18 protein-coding genes and 1 pseudogene are annotated in these 25,492 nt (G+C 44.4%); 10 read left to right on the forward strand and 9 right to left on the reverse strand.

The annotated features are described in order from the left end of the window. The first annotated feature begins 243 nt into the window (after positions 1 to 243). Complete coding sequence (gene rne / locus L1D55_RS15510) at positions 244 to 3,405, forward strand: ribonuclease E (RefSeq protein WP_239918059.1); 3,162 nt, start codon at positions 244 to 246, stop codon at positions 3,403 to 3,405. Positions 3,406 to 3,663: 258 nt separating this feature from the next. Beyond that, positions 3,664 to 5,211 carry a SulP family inorganic anion transporter gene (locus tag L1D55_RS15515; protein WP_239918060.1) on the forward strand — a complete coding sequence of 516 codons (1,548 nt, stop codon included), beginning with the start codon at positions 3,664 to 3,666 and terminating at the stop codon, positions 5,209 to 5,211. Between the two features lie 101 nt (positions 5,212 to 5,312). On the opposite strand, the gene L1D55_RS15520 is transcribed toward L1D55_RS15515, so the two are convergent. Next, a complete protein-coding gene (locus L1D55_RS15520; protein ID WP_008220275.1) occupies positions 5,313 to 5,762 on the reverse strand; it encodes a low molecular weight protein-tyrosine-phosphatase in 450 nt (149 codons plus the stop codon). 84 nt (positions 5,763 to 5,846) lie between these two features. On the opposite strand from L1D55_RS15520, the gene cobO reads away from it, so the two are divergent. Then, a complete protein-coding gene (gene cobO, locus L1D55_RS15525; RefSeq protein ID WP_239918061.1) occupies positions 5,847 to 6,452 on the forward strand; it encodes a cob(I)yrinic acid a,c-diamide adenosyltransferase in 606 nt (201 codons plus the stop codon). A 218-nt stretch (positions 6,453 to 6,670) separates the two neighbouring features. On the opposite strand, the gene L1D55_RS15530 is transcribed toward cobO, so the two are convergent. The 3 genes from L1D55_RS15530 to apbC all read right to left on the reverse strand — a co-directional run bounded on the left by L1D55_RS15530 (position 6,671) and on the right by apbC (position 10,879). Further along, positions 6,671 to 8,797 carry an AsmA family protein gene (locus L1D55_RS15530; protein ID WP_239918062.1) on the reverse strand — a complete coding sequence of 709 codons (2,127 nt, stop codon included), beginning with the start codon at positions 8,795 to 8,797 and terminating at the stop codon, positions 6,671 to 6,673. 107 nt (positions 8,798 to 8,904) lie between these two features. Beyond that, entirely contained in the window at positions 8,905 to 9,546 is a 642-nt protein-coding gene (udk, locus tag L1D55_RS15535) for a uridine kinase (RefSeq protein WP_004737367.1), read from the reverse strand. 256 nt (positions 9,547 to 9,802) lie between these two features. Continuing rightward, positions 9,803 to 10,879, reverse strand: a complete 1,077-nt coding sequence (apbC, locus tag L1D55_RS15540) for an iron-sulfur cluster carrier protein ApbC (RefSeq protein WP_128159928.1) — start codon at positions 10,877 to 10,879, stop codon at positions 9,803 to 9,805. A 157-nt stretch (positions 10,880 to 11,036) separates the two neighbouring features. Between apbC and metG the strand changes: the two genes are divergently transcribed. Both metG and L1D55_RS15550 read left to right on the forward strand, forming a co-directional pair. Further along, the gene (gene metG, locus L1D55_RS15545; protein WP_004737365.1) at positions 11,037 to 13,097 is read left to right on the forward strand and encodes a methionine--tRNA ligase; all 2,061 of its coding nucleotides are present in this window, start codon (positions 11,037 to 11,039) and stop codon (positions 13,095 to 13,097) included. 216 nt (positions 13,098 to 13,313) lie between these two features. Continuing rightward, on the forward strand, positions 13,314 to 13,793 hold the full coding sequence (locus L1D55_RS15550; protein WP_105025319.1) for a DUF1456 family protein: 480 nt from the start codon (positions 13,314 to 13,316) through the stop codon (positions 13,791 to 13,793). A 386-nt stretch (positions 13,794 to 14,179) separates the two neighbouring features. Here L1D55_RS15550 and fadR read toward each other — a convergent pair whose 3' ends face one another. Continuing rightward, positions 14,180 to 15,019, reverse strand: coding sequence for a fatty acid metabolism transcriptional regulator FadR (gene fadR, locus L1D55_RS15555; RefSeq protein WP_004737363.1), 840 nt, complete (start codon positions 15,017 to 15,019; stop codon positions 14,180 to 14,182). Between the two features lie 640 nt (positions 15,020 to 15,659). On the opposite strand from fadR, the gene nhaB reads away from it, so the two are divergent. Continuing rightward, complete coding sequence (gene nhaB / locus L1D55_RS15560) at positions 15,660 to 17,252, forward strand: Na(+)/H(+) antiporter NhaB (protein WP_105025320.1); 1,593 nt, start codon at positions 15,660 to 15,662, stop codon at positions 17,250 to 17,252. Between the two features lie 147 nt (positions 17,253 to 17,399). Further along, positions 17,400 to 17,909: a disulfide bond formation protein DsbB gene (dsbB, locus tag L1D55_RS15565; RefSeq protein ID WP_239918071.1), complete on the forward strand. Its 510-nt coding sequence runs from the start codon at positions 17,400 to 17,402 to the stop codon at positions 17,907 to 17,909. A 104-nt stretch (positions 17,910 to 18,013) separates the two neighbouring features. On the opposite strand, the gene L1D55_RS15570 is transcribed toward dsbB, so the two are convergent. After that, positions 18,014 to 18,634 (reverse strand): YecA family protein, encoded by a 621-nt coding sequence (locus L1D55_RS15570; protein ID WP_239918063.1) that lies wholly within the window; start codon positions 18,632 to 18,634, stop codon positions 18,014 to 18,016. A gap of 211 nt (positions 18,635 to 18,845) precedes the next feature. On the opposite strand from L1D55_RS15570, the gene L1D55_RS15575 reads away from it, so the two are divergent. Then, a complete protein-coding gene (locus tag L1D55_RS15575) occupies positions 18,846 to 19,388 on the forward strand; it encodes a type II secretion system protein (protein ID WP_239918064.1) in 543 nt (180 codons plus the stop codon). A gap of 72 nt (positions 19,389 to 19,460) precedes the next feature. Continuing rightward, on the forward strand, positions 19,461 to 20,417 hold the full coding sequence (gene dusC / locus L1D55_RS15580) for a tRNA dihydrouridine(16) synthase DusC (RefSeq protein WP_239918065.1): 957 nt from the start codon (positions 19,461 to 19,463) through the stop codon (positions 20,415 to 20,417). 38 nt (positions 20,418 to 20,455) lie between these two features. On the opposite strand, the gene L1D55_RS15585 is transcribed toward dusC, so the two are convergent. From L1D55_RS15585 to yfbV, 3 genes and pseudogenes are all read right to left on the reverse strand, one after another. Then, positions 20,456 to 21,922, reverse strand: a complete 1,467-nt coding sequence (locus L1D55_RS15585; RefSeq protein WP_239918066.1) for a GGDEF domain-containing protein — start codon at positions 21,920 to 21,922, stop codon at positions 20,456 to 20,458. Positions 21,923 to 22,174: 252 nt separating this feature from the next. Then, positions 22,175 to 23,140 (reverse strand): annotated as a pseudogene (locus L1D55_RS15590) (ABC transporter substrate-binding protein). A 271-nt stretch (positions 23,141 to 23,411) separates the two neighbouring features. Then, positions 23,412 to 23,864 (reverse strand): terminus macrodomain insulation protein YfbV, encoded by a 453-nt coding sequence (gene yfbV / locus L1D55_RS15595; RefSeq protein ID WP_008220246.1) that lies wholly within the window; start codon positions 23,862 to 23,864, stop codon positions 23,412 to 23,414. A gap of 344 nt (positions 23,865 to 24,208) precedes the next feature. Here yfbV and L1D55_RS15600 point away from each other — a divergent pair, with 344 nt between their 5' ends. Continuing rightward, complete coding sequence (locus L1D55_RS15600; RefSeq protein WP_004737356.1) at positions 24,209 to 25,405, forward strand: acetate kinase; 1,197 nt, start codon at positions 24,209 to 24,211, stop codon at positions 25,403 to 25,405. Positions 25,406 to 25,492: the final 87 nt, after the last annotated feature.

The following is a 25,492-nucleotide window of genomic DNA, read 5'->3' on the forward strand; positions in this document are numbered from 1 at the left end:
CAATTGGCGTAAGACACAGTCAACTGAGTCCCCTTATCGCTCTACTCACGTACGCTCATGTTGAGTATTCACCGCCACATCGCGGATCATAGGCTAACTCCCTATGATGACTGACGTGCCCCAGAGCATCCCTCTCCAGCCGGGAGGCTGCACCGATAAAGCCATGGGATCTGGCACCATGAGAAACGAAATAAAGCGATAAGAACAATGATGAAAATAAGAAAAGACAACGAGTATTTCTAAATGAAAAGAATGTTAATTAACGCAACTCAAAAAGAAGAGTTGCGTGTCGCTTTGGTTGACGGCCAGCGACTATTCGATCTAGATATCGAAAGTCCAGGTCACGAGTCAAAGAAAGCGAATATCTACAAAGGACGTATTACCCGTATTGAACCAAGCCTAGAAGCGGCATTCGTTGATTACGGCGCAGAACGTCACGGTTTCCTCCCTCTTAAAGAAATTGCCCGCGAATACTTCCCTGAAGGTTATACATACCAAGGCCGTCCTAGCATTAAAGAAGTGCTAAAAGAAGGCCAAGAAGTAATCGTACAAGTAGAGAAAGAAGAACGTGGTAGCAAAGGTGCTGCGCTGACAACTTTCATCTCTTTGGCAGGTAGTTACTTAGTTCTTATGCCAAACAACCCTCGTGCAGGCGGTATTTCTCGTCGTATCGAAGGTGATGAGCGCACCCAACTAAAAGCAGCATTGAGCACTCTTGAGCTTCCTCAAGGTATGGGTTTAATCGTGCGTACAGCGGGCGTTGGCAAAAGTGCAGAAGAGCTAGAGTGGGACCTAAACGTTCTATTGAATCACTGGGGCGCTATCAAGCAAGCTTCTGATTCAAATGCAGCTCCTTTCCTAATTCACCAAGAAAGTAACGTTATTGTTCGCGCAATTCGTGACTACCTACGTCGTGACATCGGCGAGATTCTAATCGACAGCAACACTATTTTTGAACGTGCTCAAGCGCACATTCAACTAATACGCCCAGATTTCATGAATCGCGTTAAGAAGTACGATGGTGAAGTGCCACTATTCAGTCACTACCAGATTGAAAGCCAGATCGAATCGGCTTTCCAACGTGAAGTTCGCCTTCCATCTGGTGGTTCTATCGTAATCGATCCAACAGAAGCGTTAACTTCTATCGATATCAACTCGGCTCGTGCAACAAAGGGCGGCGATATCGAAGAGACAGCATTGAACACTAACCTAGAAGCTGCCGATGAGATTGCACGTCAATTACGTCTACGTGACCTAGGTGGTCTTGTTGTTATCGACTTTATCGATATGACTCCGGTTCGCCACCAACGCGAAGTTGAAAGCCGCCTACGTGATGCCGTTCGTCTAGATCGTGCTCGTGTACAAATTGGCCGTATTTCTCGCTTTGGTCTTCTAGAGATGTCTCGTCAACGTTTGAGCCCATCACTAGCAGAAGCAAGCCACCACATTTGTCCTCGTTGTACAGGTACTGGTGTTGTTCGTGATAACGAATCTCTAGCACTGTCCGTTCTACGTTTGATTGAAGAAGAAGCTCTGAAAGACAACACAGCGCAAGTACTTGCCGTTGTGCCTGTTCCTATCGCCTCTTACCTTCTGAACGAAAAACGTCGCTCAGTAAACCACATCGAGAAGAACCAAGAAGTTAAGATCACTGTTGTACCTAACTCTGACATGGAAACACCGCACTTTGAGGTTATCCGTGTTCGTGAAGGCGAAGAGTTCGATCTACTTTCTTACCTACTTCCTAAGAAGCTAGATGCTCTGAAAGAAGCAGAAAGCAAAGAACCTGCAGAACAAGCAATTCGCCCTAAGAAGATCGAAGAGCCAGCTCTGAAAGGCTTCGCTGCTCCAGCTCAATCAGCACCAACTCCTGCGCCAGCACCAAAAGCGGCACAAGAAAAGAAAGCTGAACCAGTAGCACAAGAATCTGGCCTAATTGGTCGCTTCTTTAAGGCTATCGGTAGTTTCCTATTTGGCTCTTCAACTCAAGAAGAGAAGCAAGAAGAGAAACAAACTGAAGAGAAGCCTAAGAACAACCGCAATGGCAACCGTCAACGCCGTGACCGTAACGATAATCGCCGCCGTAACCAACGTGGTGAGCGTGGTGACAACCGTAACGATAACCGTGACAACAAACGCCGTCGCAAGCCTGCACGCGATGAGAAGCCTGAAGAGCAGAAAGATGCTGCTCCACAGCAAAATCGTCAACCTCGCAAGCCTAAGCAAGATCGCCGCAACAAGCAGCGTGATGAGCAGAAGCAACGCGAAGAGCAAGCACCATCTAAATTAGCAGAAGAAGGCCTACAGCTAGCGGCAGACGCACAAGCTGGTAAGTCAGATGCGCCTAAGGCTAAGCCTGAAGCGAAAGCAGCTAAGATTAAAGAGCGTCGCCAACGTCGTAAGCTGAACAAGCAAGTTCGTGTTAAAGACCAGCAAGCTCAAGCAGACGCGGCTGAAAACTCTACTAAGGAACAAAAAGCACCATCTGTTTCTAAAGAGCAAGCAGCAGCGAAAAACAAATCAGTAGCGCAAGAGCAGAAAGTTGCAGAGCAAGTTGAAGCAACTCAAGCAAATGGCGAGCAATCTGAACAGGAAGAACCGAAACAACGTCGTAACCGTCGTTCTCCACGTCACCTACGTGCAAGTGGTCAACGTCGTCGTCGCGGTCGTGATCGTCGCCCTAACCCATTCCGCCTGCGTAAAGGTGGTGTAGCTTCTCCAGAGATGGCTATGGGTAAAGTGATGCCTCGCTTCATTCCGAAACCTCACCACAAACAGGCAAAACCTGAAGTGGCTGAAGTAGCAGTTGAAACGCAAACAGTGGTTAATACTCAAGAGCAAAATGTCGCTCAAGAGACAGCACCACAAAGCAGCGTTGTAATGGCTGGCGGTTTTGCATGTCCTGAACTGGCAATGGGTAAAGTGATTATCCGCCGTGAAGAGACTGCAGTAACTCAAGCACCAGTTGTTGAAGCTAAAGTAACTGAAGCTCCTGCTGTTATTGAAGAAGCTCCAGTGGTTGTCGAAGCGAAAGTTGAGGCACCTGTCGTTGAAACTCCAGTAGTTGAAGCACCTGTTGAGTCTGTAAAAGCAGAAGAAGCCGTTGCTGAAGCACCAGCAGTTGAAGCTGAAACGGCTGTCGTTGAACCAGCAAAAGTAGTTGAAGCGCCGAAAGCTGAAGCGAAAGTTGAGAAAGCGCCTGTTGTAAAAGCAGAAACGCCAAAAGCAACGGTTGCGAAGAAGCAAGCGGGCTCACCAATGACTAAAGCTCCTGGTCCTCAAGAGATCAAAGAGATTGAAGTGGTTGCAGCACCGTTCCGCACTGAACGTTTTGTACCAAAAGGTGCAGGTAGTCAGGTAGCGTCAAACAAAGCTGGCGCAGGCATGACTAAGCCAAACTACTAGTGTTTACTACTGAGTAATCATTAGAAAATCGAATCAAAGGCTGCTTATTTAAGCAGCCTTTTTCTTATCTGCTAATCGAATAAAAATTAATAGATATATTACTCAAAATTGGGTTCTACCTTGAACTTAGTCACAATTTTGGGTAGCATTCGCGCACTTATCTTTTCGACACTTAGCTATTGCCGCTCTTTTTCATCACTGTTTAGCTACGCAATACACTCGTGTCGGTAAATCCATTTTAAGCATAGCTGAGCACACATGTTCGAATTCCCACAATTTTCTAAGCACTCTGTAAAGAATGACGTACTGTCAGGCCTTACCGTAGCACTTGCTCTGGTACCTGAAGCTGTAGCATTCGCCTTTGTTGCTGGCGTTGACCCAATGGTTGGTCTCTACGCAGCATTCATCGTAGGTCTTATCACTTCAATCTTCGGTGGCCGCCCAGGCATGATTTCTGGTGCGACAGGCGCGATGGCTGTTGTAATGGTAAGCCTAGTTGCAACTCACGGTGTTCAATACCTATTCGCGGCAATTATGCTAGCTGGCCTTCTGCAAATTGCAGCAGGTGTCTTCAAGCTAGGTAAATTTATCCGCATCGTTCCACACCCAGTAATGATTGGTTTCGTGAACGGCTTGGCTATCGTTATTTTCCTAGCTCAACTTGGTCAATTTAAAGCACCAGATCTAACAGGTGCATTAACTTGGCTACCAAGTGACCAGATGACTCTAATGTTAGGCCTAGTGGCACTAACTATGGCTATCATTTACTTCCTACCAAAACTGACGACAGCAGTACCATCTTCATTGGTTGCTATCGTAACTGTGACGGCATTAGTTGTAGGTCTTGATCTCGAAACTCGTACTGTTGTTGATTTCTTACGCACTATGTCTGGTGACGAAGCAGCAACGCTAGCGGGTTCTCTACCAACCTTCTCTATTCCAGCAGTACCGTTTAACCTAGAAACGCTATACATCATTCTGCCTTACGCAGTGATCCTTGCAGCGATTGGTCTAATCGAATCACTACTGACACTAACAGTACTAGACGAGATGACAAACACTCGTGGTCAATCTAACCGTGAATGTGTTGGTCAAGGTATGGCGAACGTAACGTGTTCAGTATTTGGCGCGATGGGTGGTTGTGCGATGATCGGTCAGTCAATGATCAACGTAAACTCTGGTGGTCGTGGTCGTCTATCGGGCATCGTTGCTGCTGTTGCATTGCTAATGTTCATCCTATTCGGTTCAGCACTTATCGAAATGATCCCGCTAGCGGCGCTAGTTGGTGTGATGTTCATGGTTGTAATTGGTACATTCGAATGGGCAACCTTCAAACTTGCACGTCGTGTACCTAAGCAAGATTTCTTCGTTATCGTTCTTGTTACGGTTGTAACAGTAATGACTGACCTAGCAGTAGCGGTATTTGTAGGTGTAATTGCATCTGCACTGATGTTTGCATGGCAACACGCTAAGCACATCTACGCTGATACTTGCATCAACGAAGCTGGTTCAAAAGAGTACAAAGTAAACGGTCCAATCTTCTTCGGTTCAACAGCAAACTTCCTTGAGTTGTTTGACGCTCATGAAGATCCACAAGATGTTATCGTTGATTTCGCGAACTCTCGTGTAACCGATCACTCTGCTATTGAAGCAATTGATACTATTGCTGAGCGTTATGCTGCACAAGGTAAAACGCTTCACCTTCGTCACCTAAGCCAAGACTGTGTTGCTATGCTGCACAAAGCAGGTAGCTTAGTAGAAGCAAATGTAGCAGAAGACCCAATCTACAAAGTAATGTCTAAGTAATCTTAAACATCACTTTAAGCTAAATATAGAAAGGCCGACATTCAATGTCGGCCTTTTTTATGTTTCGCGTTCAAACGTTCTGCTGCTCTACATCCTCGATATCAAATCGACCTCAATATCGCTTCGCTAGATTCTTCTATTAAATCCAAAACCAGTTCGAACCCATCACCCTCTCCATAATACGGATCAGGAACTTCTTGATACTGCGAGTCACCGAAACTCAAAAACAACGCCAATTTGTATTGCAAGTGTGCCGGACATTGGCTCATTAAATCAGTCAAGTTAGCTCTATCTGCTGCGAGTATTAAGTCAAACTCTTCAAAATCATTTGCGACGACTTTTCTTGAAGTGATGCCTTTAAAGCTATAGCCTCGCTTCTCTCCTGCCGCTTTAGAGCGCGAGTCTGGCGGATTGCCTTGATGGAAACCAATCGTCCCCGCAGAGTCGACTAGAACATCAATATTGAGCTGCTGTGCCTTCTTTCGTAATACCGCCTCACCTGTTGGCGAGCGACAAATATTCCCCATGCAAACCACGAGTATCTTTTTCATCCGTAATCACCTGTTCTTCCGATGGTTTTTGCTATCGTTAAGTTAGGCTATGATAGGCGCAATCACAACTTAAAAGGATTTGTTATGTCGACTGAAGACAACAAAGAACAACGTCATAAAGCAAGACAACAGAAAGTAAAAGAACAAGTCGATGCTCGTGTCGCTGCAGCACAAGAAGTAAAAGGCCTGTTACTGGTCATCACTGGTAATGGCAAAGGCAAATCGACCTCTGGATTTGGCACCATAACTCGTGCAGTAGGCCACGGTAAGAAATGTGCAGTTGCTCAGTTTGTTAAAGGCACTTGGGATAACGGCGAAAAGAATATCCTGCAAAAGCTAGATGTCGAGTTCCAAGTAATGGGTACTGGTTTCACGTGGGAAACACAAAATAAAGCGCAAGATATAGAAGCGGCACAACGCGTATGGAAAGAGTGTAAACGCATGCTGGCTGACGAGTCGATTGATGTGATTCTGTTTGATGAGCTAACTTACATGGTGAGCTACGGCTACATTGAGCTAGATGAAGTCGTTGAATCGCTTAACAACCGTCCGAAGATGCAATCAGTGATCATTACAGGCCGTGGTGCACACCGCACACTAACTGAAATGGCAGACACCGTATCAGAGGTACGTAATGTGAAACACGCATTTGAATCTGGTGTTAAAGCGCTACAAGGCGTTGACTGGTAATCACCTTCAACCAGAGCTCCCCGACTCGCTCATTCTTCCCTCTCGAGGATAACGACCACTAGGCCGTTATGCCCTTGAACAAAGGATAACTGCCTATAGTCGTTCCCTAGAGGGGGGGACGAGTGTCATAGGGAATCTCTCTTGAATATTACCGATGCAAAAACAAAAAGCGCCATTCCTACAATAGGAATGGCGCTTTGTTTATAGACGAGTAATCGTTAATTAAAGAAACCTTTCAATAAACCGTCTACGGCCTCTTTGGTCTTCTCATCTTTAATCTTATCCGTTAGCTTGTTAACACCACGGTCGATCTCTTTCTGTGCTTTTTGCTTTAACACATCATCAAAAACGAGAGCGAATTTCGGGTCAGCCCATTGGCCAGTCACCTTGATTGGGATCGTGACATCTTTCAGATCATCAATCCCCTTACCGCCCTGACCTTCTAATGTGCCAACAATCGATGTTCTTACTAAGAAGTCTACCGTTTCATTAATGAAGTTAGCTTTGCCTTGGCCTGTAACGCGCAGTAGTGGTGATTGTGCCGACAAGTCATTGGTTGAAACCCAACCTTTATCAACCTTAAGCGTCGCTTTCATCGCACTAAAGTCAGTCTTTTTAGCTTCATTTGTGCTTTCAACTTTTTCGCCTTTGATTTTCGCGTAATTCTCACGAATCAGTTGGGCAACGTTGATGCCGTTAACCGCACCATCTTCAAAGTTGATTGCGATAGTACCAACTAGGTTCTTTTTGATTCCTGTTGGTGTAAGGCTCTTACCTTTCACATTCACATCGATATTACCTGTACCTTCAAGCATATCGTTACCAGCAACATCAACCAATAATGGCTGAACTTTCACACCTTTAATTCTCTTCTTAGCAGTGTAAGTCGCCGGTGTTTTACGAGCGTCTAGTTTCGCTGTCGCAGAGATAGAACCTTGGTAAAGGTTTGATGTGAATGAAGTCAATTCAGCAACACCGCGGTTAACAGAGAATGCCGTTTTAACATTCTGCATTTTCGCATTGTTTGCTTTGAACTTATCGATAGTGATATCACCTTTCACATCGAGCGTTTTAAGAGCAGATAGATCAGGTTCAACTTCTTTCGCTGGTGCAGAGCTGCCTGACTTTGACGTTGAGCCACCAGCAGAACCAGAAGGCGCCGTGCTCGCGGTTTCTGTTGAATTACCTAATCCTAGGAACTCGTCTAAATCAATGTTCGGGCTATGTAGCGAGAAGCGAACCTTTGGTATGTCTGACAGAGTAACGTCGGCCTTACCGTCTAATGCGATAGAGTTAGCTTGTAGCTTCTCTAGCACAAAGCTCAAATGGCTCTTCGTTAAATCAAAGCTAAGATCAGACAACATATCAACTTTCATTGGTGATTGAGGAAGCGTGTCACCCTTGAACGTAGAGTCTAACGTTAACTTGTTCAGTGTCACTTTTGAAATGGCTTTATCAACCGTTAGCTCACCACCACCTTTCAGATCTAAATCTAGACCAGCAGCTTTACCAACCACAGCGTAAGTCAGTTGGTTAACCTTATCGAACTCAAACGTATCTAAACCAATCTTTGCCGAGTCAATTGACGTCGCTGGGTCATTAAACTTAGCGTTTAGGTCGATATTACGTAGCGCGTAGCTTGCAAAGCCTTCAGCCAATTTGAACTCTGCGCTACCGTTAGCTGAGAATTTTTGTTGGTTGTTCTCACCAGACGCAGCGAAAGTTGCCGTAGTCCATGTATCTACTGCGAACTCAGATAGGTTCAAAGACACATCGTAAAGCTTAGTGAAAGAACCGGCTTGCTTGTCATCCATTTCAAATAGAGCATTTGAAATCGTCACACCCGCTAGGTTTATCGTCCAGCCAGATGCCTCTGCTGCACTTTGCTCTTGTGGCGCTTGCCCAGGCTCAGACGTTGTCTCAGCAGCTGGTGCCGACGCTTCAGAAGCAGAAGCTTGCGTCAGCGCATCAATATTTTTACGGCCATCTTTAAGCGTTTCTAAGTAGAATTCTGCACCATCTAGAGTGATATTACCGATCTCTAGTTGGTTGCTAAATAGCGGAGTAACCGAAACGTCAACGCCAACCGTATCAACCTTAAATAGATTCGGTTGCGTAAAACCTTCTGGGTTGCGTAATTCAGTTTGACCAAGTTCGAAGCCAATAGATGGGAAGAATTGCCAGCTGATATCACCCTCGATCACTAGCTCAAGGCCGGTGTGCTTCTGGGCTTGTTCGACAATTAATGGCTTAAATTGGTTGGGATTCACTAACAGTACTAGTGCCAAAATTGCTGCAACAACAATAAACACTGGCACAGCTATGAAAATGAGTAGTTTCTTCATCCGCATATTCCTTGCTTAGATTCCAAAAGAAAGTGGCACTATAAAAGTGCCACTGATTCGGTAAAAAATAAAGCTAAGTGAGTCACTTAGGCAAAACTTTTATTCGATTAAGACTTCAACAACTTCGCAATGTGCGCTTTCAGTACATCAATCGCGATACGGTTTTTACCACCACGAGGAACGATGATGTCTGCATGTTGTTTTGAAGGCTCGATAAACTGCATGAACATTGGACGTACTGTTTCTTGGTATTGCTTTAGTACTGTATCCATTGTACGACCACGCTCTTCAACGTCGCGTTTAACACGGCGTAGTAGACAGATGTCTAGAGGTGTATCCATGAACACACTTGCGTGCATTAGGTTACGAAGACGTGGGTCTGTTAATAGCAGAATACCTTCTAAAATGATCACTTTCTTAGGAGTAAGTGTAGTCGTTTCAGAAGTACGTGTATGTTCTGTGTAGCTGTACTCAGGTACTTCTACAGCGTTGCCGCTCATCAGCTGCTGTAAATGCTCACATAACAGATCATGGTCCAGTGCATTTGGGTGATCGTAGTTAGTTTTAACACGCTCTTCCATACTCAAGTGGCTTTGGTCGCTGTAATAGCAATCTTCCGTGATAACACCAATTTGATGGTCGCCTACTTTTTCGCGCAGCTCATTATAAATCGTACTAGCAATCAGACTTTTTCCTGAAGCTGAAGCGCCAGCGATACCTACGATGACACATTGATTATTATCAGACATTATTTTGCACCCGATATGGTTTGGTGGTGGGAATAGATAAACCGCCTGATTATAGGGGCTAAAGCACTGAGATTCTAGTCGCCATTTTAGCAAATTGCAGTCAAATTGATGATCTCAATACATTTACTTAAGATAATCGTTTGCTTTTAAAAAACTTGCCTACAACTGTTTGCACAGACTGAATGATCGGCTCGCCGAAAACCAATAACTATTTATCTAATCCATCATTATTTATACAGTGTGAGAGCAAACCTAACTATTCGACCATAGAAAAGTTGATCGCTTCTGGTCGCGCTTTACCCGTCCAAAACATTTTAGCCGCGACATTTTCAGCAAGCTCTAGGTAATGGTGTGTGTGCTCGCTGTCTGGGCGACGCACTACCGTAGGGCAACCCGCATCGATGTCTTCGCGAACATCAATATGCAGTGGGATTTGCGCTAAGATATCGAGGTAGAACTCTTCAGACATAGCCTCTGCACCACCAGCGCCAAAGATATGTTCTTTCTCACCACAGTGACTACATATATGGTAGCTCATGTTTTCAACTAAGCCTGCTACAGGCACACTCACTTTATCGAACATCGCGACACCTTTGCGTGCGTCTGCCAATGCTAGATCTTGAGGAGTAGTCACAACAACCGCACCAGTTACTGGGATTTGTTGAGATAGAGTTAACTGGATATCACCCGTGCCCGGTGGCATATCAATTACAAGGTAATCCAGCTCTGGCCATACCGTTTCATTCACAAGCTGACCGAGTGCTTTTGCCGCCATCGGGCCACGCCAAATAGCGGCGTCATCTTTCGATACAAGGTAACCAATTGAATGAGTGAAAATACCGTGTGCTTCGATTGGCATCATCCACTTATTATTTTGCACTTCTGGCTTCGCATCTAACTGCCCTAACATCATAGGAACCGATGGGCCATAGATGTCCGCATCCAATAAACCGACTTTTGAGCCTGACTTAGATAAAGCCAGCGCAAGGTTAACTGAAGTCGTTGATTTACCCACCCCGCCCTTGGCAGAAGTGACGGCAATAATATTCTTCACGCCTTTCAGCGGTGTTGAGACCGTCGTTTCAAGTGCCGACGGCTTGACCTTCACTTCAAATTGAAAAGCACTCACAAGCTTTTGTTCAATCTGAGCGTTAATCCAATTTTCCAGGTCAACAGCAAGCTGATTCGCTGCGAAAGGCAAAGTAATAACAAACGATCCACGAGGATCAACAGAGACAATGTTTTGGTGTAGCGCCCACTCTGGGATGAGGATTGGTGATTCAAACTCATTCAACCATGAACAGAAATCTTGCTTCGAAGTAAAGTTACGCATTGGGGCTCCTTTTTTTATTTATGCTATCACCCACGAGATGAAGACTGAACCCCTAAAAAACTAGGGGAATCCTTTGTCTGATACCTTGGCGTATCACACGTTATAAAGTAGTATTACCAATCAAATTTATACCTATCAAAAAAGCGAATTATTAAGTATGGCAACTGATCCAAGACAACTTTTGGTAACTTGTGCGCTTCCGTACGCTAACGGCTCTATTCACCTTGGCCATATGCTTGAGCATATCCAAGCTGATATCTGGGTTCGATACCAGCGTCTGCGTGGCAACACTGTAAACTTCATCTGTGCTGACGATGCTCACGGCACGCCAATTATGCTTAAAGCTCAACAGATGGGTATCACGCCAGAAGAGATGATCGCTGCTGTTAGTGAAGAGCACCAAAAAGACTTCGCTGGCTTTGATATCAGCTTTGATAACTACCACAGCACGCACAGCGAAGAGAACCGTGAACTGGCTTCTCACATCTACCTAGAACTTAAAAAGAACGGCTTCATTTCAAGCCGCACTATTTCTCAGCTTTTCGACCCTGAGAAAGAGATGTTCCTACCGGACCGTTTCGTAAAAGGTACTTGTCCTAAGTGTAAGTCAGAAGACCAGTACGGTGATAACTGTGATAACTGTGGTGAGACATATAGCCCAACTGAGCTAATCGAACCTAAATCTGCGGTTTCTGGCGCAACTCCAGTAATGAAAGACTCTGAGCACTTCTTCTTCGACCTACCTCAGTTCGAAAGCATGCTAAAAGAGTGGACACGTTCTGGCTCACTGCAAGCTGAAACAGCAAACAAAATGCAAGAGTGGTTCGAGTCTGGTCTACAACAGTGGGACATCTCTCGTGATGCACCATACTTTGGCTTCGAAATCCCAGGCGAAAAAGACAAGTTCTTCTACGTATGGCTAGATGCACCAATCGGCTACATGGGCTCTTTCAAGAACCTATGTGACAAGCGAGACGATCTAGACTTTAACGAATACTGGAAGAAAGACAGCACCGCTGAACTTTACCACTTCATCGGTAAAGACATCGTTTACTTCCACAGCCTATTCTGGCCTGCAATGCTAGAAGGTTCTGGTTTCCGTAAGCCAAACAACGTATTCGTACACGGCTACGTAACAGTAAACGGCGCTAAGATGTCTAAGTCTAAAGGCACATTCATCAAAGCAAGCACATACCTAGACCACCTAGACCCTGAGTGTCTACGTTACTACTACGCTGCGAAACTAAACAGCCGTATCGACGACCTTGACCTTAACCTTGAAGACTTCACTCAACGTGTAAACGCTGACGTAGTAAACAAGATTGTTAACCTAGCTTCTCGCAACGCAGGTTTCATCACTAAGCGCTTCGAAGGCAAGCTATCTGCTGAATTTGCAGAGCCAGAGCTATACAACGAATTCGTTGCAGCTGCTGAGCGTATCGGTGAGCTATACGAAACTCGTGAATTCAGCCGTGCTATCCGTGAGATCACTGCACTAGCAGATAAAGCGAACCAGTACATCGACGAAAAAGCACCTTGGGTTCTTGCAAAAGAAGAAGGTAAAGAGAAAGAGCTTCAAGAAGTTTCTTCGGTAGGTATCAACCTATTCCGCGTACTAATGGCTTACCTGAAACCAGTAATGCCAGAACTTGCAGCTCGTACGGAAGCTTTCCTAAACGAAGAGCTAACGTGGGAAGGCGTTGCTACTCCACTAACTGATCACGAGATCACTAAGTTCAAAGCGCTATTTAGCCGTATTGATCCTAAGAAAGTGGAAGCGATGATTGAGTCTTCTAAAGAAGACGCAGCAGCAGAAATGGCAGCTAAAGAGAAAGCGGAAGCTGAGAAAGAAAAAGCAAGCCAAACTGAGCTAGATAAAGAACCAATCGCTGAAGAGATTGAATTTGACGCATTCGCAGCCGTTGATATGCGTATTGCTCGTATCATCTCTTGTGAAGAAGTGCCAAAAGCGAACAAGCTACTGAAGTTCCAACTGGACATCGGTGGTGAGACTCGCCAAGTATTCTCTGGCATCAAGTCAGCATACAAACCTGAAGAGCTAGAAGGCAAGCTAACTGTTATGGTTGCAAACCTAAAGCCTCGTAAGATGAAGTTTGGTATGTCTGAAGGCATGATCCTAGCAGCGGGCCCTGGCGGCAGCGACCTATGGATTCTTGAGCCACACGAAGGTGCTCAACCTGGTATGCGTGTAATGTAATTCTGACCTCTGTCAGATAGAGCATTCACTGCCAAATCCCTGATGTAGCTTAACTTGAAAGAGTTAATAAACATCGGGGATTTTTTATATCTACCGAAAACCGGCGTTCTCTGTTAGAGTCGCCGTCAACTATGCTAAGTAAAGTATCACAAGGTTAACGACAGCAATGCGCAGTTTGAAGCCACTTTACTCTCTAAACCTTTTTAGGACACCTCTGTGACTAACAACGAAATCTTGCGTCGTATTCAACACGCACTAAACCTTAAGAACGCACAAATCATCAAAGCCATTGAACAAGCGGATGTGACTGTTGCCCACGACCAAGTGATTAACTGGCTAAAAGCGGATAACGATAAGTCATGCTCTAAGATGAAAGACAAAGAGTTAGCGGTATTCCTAAATGGTTTCATCAACCTTAAGCGCGGTAAAAAAGAAGGGGCTCAGCCAAAGCCTGAAGTTGCACTTACCAACAACATGATTTTCATGAAGCTACGTATTGCGTTGAACATGAAAGCAGAAGACGTGCTCGATGTATTAGAAGTGGTAGGTATCAGCCTAAGTAAATACGAAATTGGTGCCTACTTCCGCAAGCCTGAAAACAAAAACTACAAAGTATGTGAAGACCAATTGCTTTGTGATTTCCTAAATGGTGTTCAGTTTACTAACCGCCCAGACTCAGAAGAGTTCGCAGGTTAACTACTAGGGCGTGTTGACCTTTCGAGCTGGTTTTTGCAGCGAGTTGCTGGGTATTTATACAAGGCAGAGGCTTTGACGTGTAGCTAGCCTACATGAGAAGCCGATAACGCAGTAGAAATGACCAGCAAACGCTGCCCGAAGGGTTCGGCTAAAAGAGTTTTACTCTTTGTTGAGGGGGATTTGCTTAGAATGACTAGGCTACTTCCCCCTCGCCGCGATTAAAACGCTTTTATCTCGAACAAAATTTAACCACGAAAGATCAACACGCCCTAATCTACTAGCAAATTAGCCAAACTCTTTATAAATAAAAAGCGGCGAGATAATTGAATTATCTCGCCGCTTTTCTTTGTTGTTACTTTAGAGACTGCCTGGGTTAATCAAAAAGATTAGCTATCGTCTTCCGTAAAGTTCGTTGGTAACGTCGTTTTCATTTCGTTCCAGATCTGTGCACTTGCGATACCATAATTACGAATAACCAAAGGCAAGTTTTCACGTTGACCGCTCTCACAGATAACAAACAGTTCTTTATAGAACTCCATCGCTAGGCGACGCGCTTCTGGGTTAGAGAAGTAGTAGCTACCAATACGATCGTAAAGCTTACGTACGCCATTAAAGATCAGACCGTAAATTTGGTTACCTGAATGGAACGCTAAGCGTTGGAACAGCATGTAGTCGTAAAAGTTAAACGTCTTAGCAATTAAGATCGTCTGACGTTTTGCTTCGTCTTTCTCTGTATCTTCTTTAACGGCTTGCTTGATCTTGTCTGCATACGGAGACGATTCTAGGAAATCATCCCATGTAGGTGCCGCAAGTAGCGCTTCACACGATTCAATCACATTGCTGATTGTGCGCTCTGAAGCTTCTTTATTTGCTTTAAATGCGTAACGCATAAAAATAGGGCTGATGTTAGTACGAGCTGCTAGTAGGTCTTCTACCATTTTGCTTGCGTTATCCACGTCCAACGTCATTAACGTATCAAGAATATGAAGACCAGAGGTTTCCATAAACTGGTTAACTTTAGTTGGTTTACCGTGTTGGATAGTTAACCAACCATCACGAGCAAGACGCTGCAGTACTTCACGAAGCGTAGTACGTGTAACACCAATCAGTTCAGAAAGCTCACGCTCTGCTGGCAGGATAGAACCTGGAGGGAAACGGCCATTCCAAATACTTTCAATGATATACTTCTCTGCAAATCCTGCCGGGCTCTTCGCCTTAATGACCATCTACACTTCAATCCAATTAAATTATTTTCTTCTAATTTACTCATCATACCACTAGTAAAGGCGAGCGGAAACACCCTCAAAAATTTTACTCACCTCAAACACCAATAGAGTTAAAGCTCTAAAGTTCACCTCATGTTTCCACCTAAGATTTGCAAAGCAAGCCTCTATAAACCACTATTTAAACAAAGTTTTAACACAATAAATTCGCTTTAAAATCAACGACATTGGTCATATTTTAGAAGCCATCAAATTGCAATATTAAGTTGTAATAATCATATATAAACCGTCTTTATTCTGTAAATTTCAATCATTTCGCTGAAATATTGATTCTAGTCGGTTTTTATCACATTTTAAGTGGTATGCTTCCGCTACTTTGATCGCGTTTCTCACACAAAAAAGAGGTATTTTAGGTGCTACAGGGCTTTTCCTGTTGACTAAATGTTATCTAAGAGTAGAGTTGCGCTCAAAAATAAGCAGTGCTTGAGTTTCTAAGGGAGTGACTTGGCAAGACCACAGAACGTTACATGGAATGTAGTTTTTCTAAGTCACTGTTAGTTATAGTTTTTAACACTTTCTATAGCTCGATTCTCAAAATGTTGTATTGCTTGTCTATTCATAATCAACATAAAAGAGTATTAACATGCCGATGTCTCTCGGAAACGCTTTTATCAAGAATTTCCTTGGTAAAGCTCCTGATTGGTATAAACTTGCCATCATTTCCTTTTTAATCATCAACCCGTTTGTTTTCTTCCTAGTTGACCCATTTGTAGCGGGCTGGCTATTAGTGGTTGAGTTTATTTTCACCCTAGCTATGGCTCTCAAATGCTACCCTCTTCAACCGGGTGGTTTACTGGCAATTCAAGCCGTTGCAATTGGCATGACCAAACCTGAAATGGTTTATCATGAGCTTCAAGCAAACCTTCCAGTATTACTCTTATTAGTATTCATGGTTGCTGGCATTTACTTCATGAAAGAACTTCTCTTGTTCATTTTCACGAAGATACTGCTCGGCATTCGTTCTAAAATCATGCTTTCTGTTGCGTTTTGTGTGGCAGCTGCATTCCTATCTGCTTTCCTAGATGCACTGACTGTAATCGCAGTTGTAATCAGCGTGGCAGTGGGTTTCTACTCGATTTACCACAAAGTAGCATCAGGCAAAGGCTCTAACTCTGCACACGACCACACTCACGATGAAGAAATCTCTGAGCTAACTCGTGAAGACTTAGAAGACTACCGTGCTTTCTTACGTTCACTACTGATGCACGCTGGTGTGGGTACCGCGCTAGGTGGTGTAATGACTATGGTAGGTGAACCACAGAACTTAGTTATCGCGAAACAAGCAGGCTGGGAGTTCGGTGAGTTCATTATTCGTATGCTTCCAGTAACACTGCCTGTTTTCTTCTGCGGCATTCTAACCTGTGCTCTTGTAGAAAAATTCAAAGTATTTGGTTACGGCGCAAAACTGCCAAACAACGTTCGTCAGATCCTTGTCGAGTTCGATAACACACAAAAAGCGAGCCGTACTAAGCAAGACGTGGCAAAACTTTGGGTTCAAAGTGCTATCGCAGTATGGCTAATTGTAGGCTTAGCACTTCACGTTGCTGAAGTTGGTTTGATTGGTCTATCAGTTATCATTTTAGCGACTGCGTTTACTGGTGTAATCGAAGAACACTCTATGGGTAAAGCGTTCGAAGAAGCGCTGCCGTTTACCGCGCTTCTTGCTGTTTTCTTCGCTGTCGTTGCAGTAATCATCGACCAAGCACTATTTAAGCCAGTAATCGATGCGGTACTTCACGTTGAAGATAAAGGCGCACAACTTGCCCTCTTCTATGTGGCTAACGGTATTCTATCGATGGTTTCAGATAACGTATTCGTAGGTACGGTTTACATCAACGAAGTGAAAACTGCATTGGTTGAAGGCATTATCACTCGTGACCAGTTCGACCTGCTTGCTGTTGCTATCAACACTGGTACTAACCTACCTTCAGTTGCAACACCAAACGGCCAAGCTGCATTCCTATTCCTATTGACGTCAGCACTTGCTCCGTTAATTCGACTGTCTTACGGCCGTATGGTAATCATGGCACTGCCATACACTATCGTACTGGCATTGGTTGGTCTTGCAGGCATCGTTTACTTTGTTGAACCGATGACAGCATGGTTCTATGACGCTGGCTGGATCATTCAGCGTACAGGTGAAGCGGTTGCTCCAGTGATATCTGGTGGTCACTAAGCTACACACTGTGTCGCAAAGCACAAAATGTGTAACTCACTAATCAAAAATATTAGTTGATTAGGAAACTTATCCAAGATAAAAAGCTCTGAGTATTCAGGGCTTTTTTATTTTTTAGACGGGATTTAATTCGTGAACTTTTTTGTAATGCTCAAAGACTTCTCTAAGGGACGTTTATCTTGGCTTTTACTGCTGGCTTTTGTTGTATTTTTTGAGGCGTGTGCCCTTTTCTTCCAGCATGTCATGATGCTTGGCCCTTGTGTCATGTGTATCTATGAGCGTGTAGCAATGCTTGCTATTGGTGTCGCAGCAATCATAGGTGCCATTACCCCTAACAACCCTGTATCTCGCTGGCTTGGCCTCGCTGGTTGGGGGTTTGGTGCATACAAAGGTTTAACGCTGGCTTTGGAGCACGTTGATTACCAGTTCAATCCGTCTCCATTTGCGACCTGTGACTTATTCGTAACCTTCCCTAGCTGGGCACCGTTAAACCAATGGGCTCCGTGGATGTTTGAAGCCTACGGCGACTGCAGTAAGGTCGTGTGGCAGTTCTTGTCGCTTTCTATGCCGCAATGGCTTGTCATTATTTTTGCAGGCAACTTAGTAGCGTTCGGTTTCGTGGTAATTTCTCAATTCGTTAAATCCAAGAACAACTAGTCACTCACGACTAATCACTCACGCTTTACAAAAACTAAAAAGTCGACCTTAGGGTCGACTTTTTGTTATCAGGTCTTTCTTACTCTTCAAAACGCAGAAAGCGATTAACTGTTCTTACCACAACATTGCTTGAACTTTTTACCGCTTTCACACGGACAAGCATCGTTACGACCGATATCTTTAAATGGATTCACGCTCTGAGGCTTATTACCCAGCATCGCTTCATCAGCAGCTAATGCGACTTCAGAAATCATTAAGTCCACTTGACCAACAAGATCAGCAAGTGCCGGCGGGTTCTCTAGTCCAGCCGCAATCATTTGCTGCTGAGTCTGCTCTTCATCAATCGCAAGCATCAATGTCGTCAGCAAAGCTTGTAGCATGCGTAGTGTGCCATCTGCGACACTCACGGTTTGCCATTGCTCTTCAACGGTTGGCCATACCATCATGAAGCCTTCTGCGAAATCAGCGAACTGCTCGGTAAAGTCACCTTCAGAAAGTACATCTGTCAGTAAGTATTCACTACGCTGAATAAGATTGTGTTGGCGATTGATCTGTTCTGTCACGATTGCCACAAGCGCTTCACCTGCTTCTGGAGCAATGATCGCAAGCCACGCTTCAGGCTCTAGCGGCTTAGTGGCTAGGTTAGAAGCAAGAATTGCCCCTTCAAGAAACTGAGGGGTAATGTCTGTAATTGATTCTGGTAGGCTTAATAATTGATATGTCATGAAAGCTCTGGATATTGGGGCATTTTCACTATTATAACGTCATCCCCGTTAAGATGTCGCCAACCACTTCCCTCAGCTTTCTAACCGACAACCATACGCAAACCATTGCTATTAAAATATTGGCGATATTTCACTTATTTCGCTTTGATAATCAGAGTCTTGGGTGTAAAAAGCCACTATAAACATTTAGTTACATTTAGGCTTGGTCAACATGAAATCAAAATCCCAAGGTTTTACATTACTCGAACTTGTCGTTGTGATTGTTATTCTCGGTATATTGGCAGTGACCGCTGCACCTAGGTTTCTTGGTGTTCAGAGAGACGCTCATGAAGCATTAGCACAAGGCGCATTTGCTGCGTTCAGAAACAGCATTGATATGTACCATTCTCAATGGCTTGTTGATGGAGAGCCAAATTTTGATCAAGTGGTGAATTACGGTCAAGGTGACATTTATCCTTCTTCTTCAGGATTTCCATTCGCCGTTGGTGATGCTCCAGTCAGCGCTGGTGTAGGATTATCTGGTGACGACTGTGTTGAGCTTTGGAATGCACTAATGACTACTGACCTAACAATAAGAGCCCATGGAAGTTCCGTTTTTCCATCTGAGGAGAATATCGTCAGCTGGTATACTGCAGATCCAAGCTGCTATTACTATTACACGAGTGGTTTTTCATTTGGCGAAGATATCCCTAGACTCAACTACTTCCCACTAACCGGAGAAGTAACCATTACTGCAGATAGTCCGAGCTCATAGTGACAATCCTGTAAGCACACCGTACAATCACGCCTCTTTATTTTCAGGACAGAGATGTTTCGGTAGATCAGCATGCGAGTAATACTTGGCCCTATGGAGGGCGTTCTAGACCACCTAATGCGTGAAATTCTCACAGAGCTCAATGATTACGATCTCTGCGTAACCGAATTCGTGCGTGTTACTGATCAACTATTACCACCGCATGTATTCCATCGCTTGTGTCCTGAGCTCCACCAAGGCTCTCAAACTATGGCGGGCGTTCCTGTCCATGTGCAGTTACTTGGTCAACACCCGAAATGGATGGCAGAAAATGCAATTCAAGCTGCGAGCCTTGGTGCCAAAGGTATCGATCTAAACTTCGGTTGCCCAGCAAAAGCAGTAAATAAGAGTAACGGTGGCGCATCATTACTGAAAGAGCCCGAGCTTATCTACCAAGTTGTTAAAGCGACCCGAGAAGCTGTCCCTGAGCACATTCCGGTTTCAGCTAAGATTCGTTTAGGTTGGGAACACCCAGATGAGTGCTTTGAGATTGTCGATGCGATTGAACAAGCCAAAGCGGACGAGCTAACAGTCCATGCAAGAACCAAAACCGGTGGCTACAAGGCAAGTGAAGTCAAGTGGGATTACATTAATCAGATCCGCCAGAAGACATCGCTACCTTTGATCGCGAATGGCGAAATATGGAATTACCAAGACGGGCAAGATTGCATTAAAACGACGGGGGTCGACTCGGTCATGGTGTGCCGCGGTGCTTTCAACGTTCCAAACCTTGGTAACGTGGTTAAGCACAACCACCAGCCGATGCCATGGATAGAGGTTATTGCTCTGCTATTACGCTATTCAGAGTTCGAAATTGAGGGCGATAAAGGTTTGTACTATCCAAACCGGGTAAAACAGTGGTTTGTGTATCTGCGCAAGGAGTATCCAGAAGCGGAAGAACTGTTTCGAGAAATCAGAACCTACAAAAAAGCGGCACCTATCGTCGAGCAGATCAAGTGCTACCAAGAACTGTACAATCAGCCAGCTTAGATATCTGGCTGTTCAAGCATACAGACTAAACAACGTGGCTAGAATTCGATACGGTCTTTACCGGTCGTTTTAGCCACGTAAAGCTTCTCATCAGCAAACTTAAATATCTCTTCAAAGTTAAGCTTGCTCTGCTCCGTCTCTACAATGCACACACCACCAGATACTGTAAATCCATTCGGAATAACATCTGTTGAGTTGACGCAAATCGCTGTTTTTACTCGATCGAGTGTTCGCATCAAAGTCTCACGGTCATCCCCTTTCAGGTAGACCACAAACTCTTCTCCGCCAAACCGAGCGGCTACATCACTGCTGCGAATACTGCTGTTGATCTGGCGTGACATATAACGAATCACATCATCGCCTTTATCATGACCGTAGGTATCGTTAATGGACTTGAAGTCATCAATATCAAAAACCGTTAAAGCAAACAGCTGATCATGTTCAACTCGTCGCCAAAACGCCTCTAGTCCACGTCGATTAAGCAACCCTGTCATTGGGTCTTTCGCCGCAAGATCTTTAAAGTAGCCGCGCTCGATGTTGGAATTGACATAAAAGAAAATGGTTACAGAGAACAGATACACAATAATCGCGACAATAAGGCTATCTTTCTCATAAACGAAAAAGTGCTCTATCTCCTTTGCTAAATCCAGCTCGTAATACATCGCGTGGTGGGACGCAACACCGTCGAGATTAACCTCATGATAGAAAGCTGCATTATCAATCGGCATAGTGCGTGTAGTGTCTATGATGTCGATCCGACCTGCCAAGTGCTCATTGGAGTTTGCAAGCAATCTGCTGGTATTAATATCTACTGACAGCATTCCTTGGTGAACGCCCTTATGGAATACCGGAATGGTCATACTAATCGTTCGATTGAGTGATTCAAAACGAAAACCCGGACCTGACAGAGTCAGTTGGTCAGGGTTGTTTGCCGTTTTCTGCCAATAAGGGCGGCTCTTTATCGTTGAAAGCAGCTCTTTGCTTATCCTCTTAGCAAAATCTTCCGGCGAAGAAATCACATATCCGCGCGTATCAATGAAGTGTACGCCGTCATGGTACTCATCAAGCTGGGATAGAAACGATAGAATCGGGGCGAGAGCAATCTTTTCTGATGCACTTTTGTAGCTACTGCTGGTTTCGGAGCAAAGGGATTCTTCACCAACTAGCATGTAGTCGATGTCGACAGAAGGAATATCAGAGGTTTTGCCATCCGCGAGCAGTAACACATCAATCGGCCAGATTTGGCAGAGCCCGTTTACCACTTGCTTATTGTGATCAAGAAATAGAGGGTTTCCTGATTTGTAGTAGTTAGAGAAACTGTAGTCTAGCGCCGTTACCACTTTGGTGGTTCTTTTGAAAACATCCTCAATGCGATGAAACTCGCTGTCGATGTCTTTTTTAACCGAGTCAAAATGGTTCTTTCCTATTAAGCCAAGCAACATTGCCGCGATCACGGCTGGAAACCCGAAGACAAAGGTAAGGCTAAAATGCCTGTTTACTTTCATATAATGTGCTCTTAGCGCTCAGCTATTTTCATTTACCCCGTTAATATTATGACATTAATCACCATTTCGCTCGACGTAAAATAATGTAAATTGATATTACCCGCACAAGCAACGTTCAAATAACTACTTATAAATTAATAAAATAGACTCACCATCATACTTAAAGTGGTCTAATGCAGTAGCTCGAAAGCAATTAAAGCCCTATTAATAATGTGACTTATATTCGGCGAGGTTGATCCATTGAAAGTGAGACTAGCGACTTACAATAGCTCGTTCAATAATTGAGTTTGGTACCGTTACCCCCAACTCACGTGCAGCCTCTAAGTTCACCACCAATTGCGAACTCTGAGCCGTCTTTACACTCAACTTGCCAGGCTTTTGTCCATTCAAAATCGCGGCAACATAATCAGCGGTTTGTACGCCAACGTCGTAATAATCAAGGCCTAAACCTGCTATAGCTCCCTTGCCAACATAAGACGTCGCACCCGCCACTACCGGAGTGCCCTCTTGGTTTGCCACTTCAATAAGGCCTTCCACTCCACTAGCCACCGTATTGTCGGTCAGCGCGTAGATAACGTCAGATCGCTTTGCCAATGATTGAGCTTTTGATTCCACATCGTCGATGGTTAACGCTTTTTCAGTGTGGAGCTCATAGCCAAAGTCACGGCTGGCCTTTTTCAATAAAGCAACTAAGGCGACGGCGTTCGATTCTGCTGGGTTATAAACCACACCGATGGAGTTAGCCTCTGGCAGCAACTCTTTGATCAATGAGACATGCTGAACAATCGGAGATAGATCAGAAAGACCAGTTACATTTCGCCCTAGTTTTTCAAGTTGTTTGACAAGCCTTGCACCGATCGGATCTGTGACGGCCGTAAACACAATAGGAATAGAGCGAGTTGCTGAAACCAACGCCTGTGAGCTTGGCGTCGCGATACCAACCAACACATGAGGATTCTCACTGACGAGCTCTCTAGCTATCTTCGCCGCCTGCGCTGGATTTCCATCGGCCATTTCGTAAGAAAACTCGAGGTTTTTCACAGGTTCATAGCCTTTTGCTCTTAACCCTTCGAGTAGCCCCATACGTGTCGCATTCAAGTCAGGATGATCAACAACTTATGAAACCGACACTTTCGCGATATTGGCCATCGCACTGCCAGCCCAAAGCAACAGTGAATAACTCAGCACTGCCGTTAATACTTTATTTACTGCACCCATTAACACTCCCTGAATCAAGCTTCCATTGTTATTGCTCGTTCAAAGAGAACAACATCAAATCACTATTGATAGTATTACCAGTAACAATTGATAAGTTGAAGTGATATTTAACAAAAACACAACAAAGCTCGAATTATGCGAGAAAAGCTAGGTTTGCTCTGGGATAAGATAAGAAACGGGATGAGTAAGATATACAAGGGTTAGAGCTGAGAGCAACCGAGTGAGTGGAATATCGTTACTCTCAGGCCTATAGGGAGGTGTGAGGTGTTTTTTAGAACCAGCGCTCCATTGCCGACTTGTCTAACTGTCGGAAAGCGCGATTAAGGATAATAGCGAGCTCTTTATAACGAGGACGCGCCTTCATTGGCTCTAATGCAAAACCTGTTTCGGTGATCTTTTCGTGTAGTTCACGGTACCAAGACACCAAAGCCGGCGGAAGCTGCGTGTTTGAGCGGTTACCTAACCACCACATGCCTTGAAGTGGCAAGCTAATAGCGAACAAAGCCATGACCACAGCTTGTGGCATTGCTTGGTAATTATTGAAAACCATTTGCGTAAGAACACTGATAGCAGCGATCGCAGGCATCACCTTAACACCAAAGCGCGTCGCTTTAATGATGCGTTGCTCTGGGAAAATAGCGTTTAACTCTTTTCGAACAGGCCAGAGATCCATGTACTTTTGGCCATCTTTTAAACTGCCAGCTAAACCAACTCTATTGCTCATATGAGTCTCCCATTAAAAAAAAGTTGAAATCATCAACTAAAAACACAAAAATTTGACGAAAAATAATATTCTTTCAAATTTTTTTGTTATATTTGCACAATATCGCTATTATTTGCAGACCTCAATCTCATTGTTGCCCTTATTTACAATTTAAGCAACTTTGAGAAGACTTCTGCAAGGAATGCACAAGCCGCTTTTGCTTCAAAAGTGCGCTTTCACTTTAATACGGAAATTAACGTTTTTTTGACCAAGGTTAGTACGCAAGCTACCGAGCTTCGTCTATTCTTGAGATTAATTTTCATCCTTAACTGATTTCGATCAGAAAAATTAACAGGTAGTCATTAATGTCTAAGCTAGTTTTAGTTTTAAACTGTGGTAGTTCTTCTCTTAAATTCGCTGTTGTTGATGCAGAAACTGGTGCAGAGCACCTAACTGGTCTTGCTGAGTGTCTAGGTCTTCCAGAAGCTCGTATGAAATGGAAACTTGACGGCAAGCACGAAGCACAACTAGGCGCGGGCGCAGCTCACGTAGAAGCACTATCTTTCATGGTAGAAACTATTCTTGCTTCTAAGCCTGAGCTTAAAGCTAACCTTGGCGCTATCGGTCACCGTATCGTACACGGCGGCGAGCAGTTCACTCAATCTGCACTAATCACAGATGACGTTCTTAAGGGTATTCAAGACGCTGCGACTTTCGCACCTCTTCACAACCCAGCTCACCTAATCGGTATCGAAGCTGCTCAACAGAACTTCCCAGGCCTTAAAAACGTTGCTGTATTTGACACTGCGTTCCACCAAACAATGCCTTCTGAGTCTTACCTATACGCTCTACCGTACAACCTGTACAAAGAGCACGGCATCCGTCGTTACGGCATGCACGGTACTTCTCACCTATTCATCACTCGTGAAGTTGCAGGCCTACTAAACAAGCCCGTTGAAGAAGTTAACATCATCAACTGTCACCTAGGTAACGGCGCTTCTGTATGTGCAATCAAGAACGGTAAATCTGTAGACACTTCTATGGGTCTTACTCCTCTTGAAGGTCTTGTAATGGGTACTCGTTGTGGTGACCTAGACCCTGCAATCATCTTCCACCTACACGACGCTCTTGGTTACTCTGTTGAAGAAATCAACAACATGCTAACTAAAGAGTCTGGTCTTGCTGGTCTAACTGAAGTGACTTCTGACTGTCGTTTCGTTGAAGACAACTACGGTGAGAAAGAAGAAGCAACTCGTGCAATGGACGTGTTCTGTCACCGTCTAGCTAAGTACGTAGCTGGTTACACTGCAACTCTAGAAGGTCGTCTAGACGCAATCACTTTCACTGGCGGCATCGGCGAAAACTCTGGCCCAATCCGTGAAATGGTTCTAAACCGCCTAGGCATTTTCGGCATCGAAGTTGACGGTGAAGCTAACCTTAAAGCTCGTTTCGGCGGCGAAGGTACTATCACTACAGCTAACAGCCGTATCCCTGCAATGGTTATCTCTACTAACGAAGAGCTAGTAATTGCTGAAGACACTGCGAAGCTAGCAGGTCTTTAATCAAAATTTGTACCGCTGGCTTTAACGAGCCGGCGGTCTTTTGATGAAAATGGGGCTCAGCTTCTATTCCTATTCCTACCCTTAAAT

It is taken from the genome of Vibrio sp. Isolate22 (assembly GCF_022398115.1).
GTDB lineage: Bacteria > Pseudomonadota > Gammaproteobacteria > Enterobacterales > Vibrionaceae > Vibrio.